General features: G+C 29.1%; 2 protein-coding genes and 1 pseudogene. All 3 read left to right on the top strand.

All coding sequences use genetic code 11. The features are described from left to right. A partial coding sequence (locus AC1DJR_RS29505; protein WP_477004201.1) for a hypothetical protein occupies window positions 1-422 on the top strand: 422 nt, incomplete at its 5' end. A gap of 1 nt (window position 423) precedes the next feature. Beyond that, a pseudogene (locus AC1DJR_RS29500) lies at window positions 424-1,802 on the top strand (serine hydrolase domain-containing protein). Between the two features lie 131 nt (window positions 1,803-1,933). Then, window positions 1,934-2,746, top strand: coding sequence for a MerR family transcriptional regulator (locus AC1DJR_RS29495; RefSeq protein WP_477004200.1), 813 nt, complete (start codon window positions 1,934-1,936; stop codon window positions 2,744-2,746). Window positions 2,747-2,809: the final 63 nt, after the last annotated feature.

The following is a 2,809-nucleotide window of genomic DNA, read 5'->3' as shown; positions in this document are numbered from 1 at the left end:
ATATTAAACAACAAATTTTAGAGCATATTCAAGAATGTCGTGAAAATGGGGAGGATAGTATAAATGATCTAGGTACGCCTCAATTATTTGTTCAAGACTTTTTGGAGATAAATGAAATTGATCTGCGAGTGAAAATGAAACAACTTCAAAATATAAATAAAAAATCTAATACATTAATCATAATTGGCATATTCGTCGCATTTATTACATACCTCATTTCACAAACCACACTTTCAATATTTTTAACTGAATCCCTTAATCCAACCAACAGTGAAAATAACTTTAATTTTAATCTTTTATATCGAATAGCAGAAAATCAATGGTGGAACTCTATATTAATAATGATTAGTTTAATGGCTTCTTTATTAATATCTATAATTTTAGTAATTTATAAAAAAAGAAAGTTATCCGAAGTACATTAAGATGAAGATATCGAAATATAAATTGTTTCTAATTTGTATAGTTTGTAATGTATTAATGTTATGTATTGCACATTCAAAAGTTTACGCTCAGCAAAATATTAGAGTTACTTTAGATATTTATATTGAAAAATTTTTAAAGGAACATAAAATTCCAGGAGCTTCWGTWGCWATTGTACATMATARAGATGTATTTTACACAAAATTATGGGGGGTTACTGGAGAATCTGAAAAAAAGATAACTAGTAAAACACCATTTGCAATTGGATCAATAAGTAAATCTTTAACTGGTCTAGCTATAGTGAAGTTAATAGAAAATAAAAAAATAAATTTAGAGGATTCAGTTCAACAATATCTTCCTTGGTTTAAAGTAAAAGATAATCAATCGACCTCAAATATAACAATCCAACATCTACTAACACATTCAAGTGGAATGAGTACCTATGAAGGTTTAGCRTTATCAGATAAGCAATCAAAGACTACTACGGCTATAAAAGAAAATGTAATGAAACTGTCGAATGTAACATTAACTGCTCCCCCAGGACAAAAATATCAATATAGTAATGCAAATTATCTCGTTCTTGGTGCACTTATTGAGGAAGTTTCAAAAGAAACATACTCTACTTATATGGAGAAGGAAATTTTTCAGCCATTAAAAATGAATGGTACAGCAGCAAATAGTGAGGATTCTTATAAAAATGGTTATTTAACAGGTTACCAATCATGGTTTGGAATACCAAGAAAAAGTACGGTGTCGTATGATAATGGTGGGTCACCATACGGCTATATTACAGCAAATCTAGAAGATATGATTCAATTCATTAAGTTTTTGAATCACCAAGAGCATACACAATTTTTAAATAAAGATAGTATGGATCTTTATTTATCTCCATTATATAAAATAGATTCAGCGAAATATTATGGTTTTGGACTGAGGACAACAAATATAAATGGAAACGAAAAGATGGTTTGGCATTCAGGCTCAACTCCTGATTCACATTACCAGAATTTAAAAAAGGGATTATTAATATTTTGAATGGTGAAGAACCGGTTGATATACCAAAAAATATACCAATAGTTCAAATTGTTATGTCAATATTAATATTCGCACTTTTCATTACAGCAATTATGTTAATAATAAAGTATAAACGTAAGAAAATTTGTAAAAAAATGACCTGGCTTTTTCTAGGGAGTTTATTTCTGATATTATCTATTACTTTAATTCCACTTCTTATTTATAGTACAAATTCACCGTGGCAGACGATTAAAACGTTTTCTGCAGATGTAGCGTTGCTCATTAGTATTATAGTTACTTTATTGAATGTAAATGGATTAATATCAATATATATTGCGTTGAAAAGTGAATTGGTAAATAAGTCGTAAGAGCTTTTAATTATATAAATATAATACAATAAATAATTGTTTAAACTGTTATAAATAGTTGACTCTCACACAATGTCATTGTTTAAGATGAAAATGAGCTTCGAAGTAGATGTAACTTATAGGAGGAAATGATGTTTAAAATAGGAGATTTTTCAAAACTATCTTCCATTAGTATACGTATGTTGAGACACTATGATAAAGTGGAATTATTACAACCAGTAAAAGTCGATGAGCAGAGTGGTTATCGATTTTATTCAGCAGCCCAATTAAAGAAAGTAAATCAAATTCAAGTGTTAAAAGATATGGGATTTAATATTGCCATAATTAAAGAAATAGTAGAGAGTGAAAATATTGAAGTAATAAAGTCACAATTTGAAAATCGTAGTGCTCAAGTAAAGGAAGAAAAGGACGATCTCAAAAAACAATTACGTCTCCTCGAAGACTCAATGAAAACGATGAGAGAGGATGTTATTGAAATGAACTATCATGTTTCATTAAAAGAAATTCCAGAAAGAAATGTAGCAAGTGTTAGAAAGGTTATTCCATCGTATAATTGCGAAGGGGATTTATGGAGTATATTGATGCAAGAAATTAATGTTAAAAATATTAGTATAGCTAATCCGAGTTATAGTATTGCTACATTCCATGATCAAGAATATAAGGAAAATGATGTGGATGTAGAAATACAGATAAATATTTTAGGAGAGTATGAAAATACAAAAGATGTTCATTTTAAAAAGATAGAGCCATCCTATGTAGCTTCAATAACAGTTAACGGAAGTTACGAACAAATGACAGCTGTAAATGAGGCTGCAGCAAAATGGATTGAAACGGAAGGTTATGAATTAGCAGGCCCGATGTTTAATATTTATCATGTTAGCCCAGCGATGGAATCAGATCCTAATAAGTGGGTTACAGAGGTTTGTTATCCGATAAACAAATAAGTAATAAAAAAGGCATGTTCTATGCCTTTTTTATTTTATCAATATTCTTGATACTACTAGAAC

The sequence above is a fragment of the Bacillus sp. 05T31 genome, from assembly GCF_056396725.1.
This window is presented reverse-complemented; position numbering and strand designations above follow the sequence as displayed.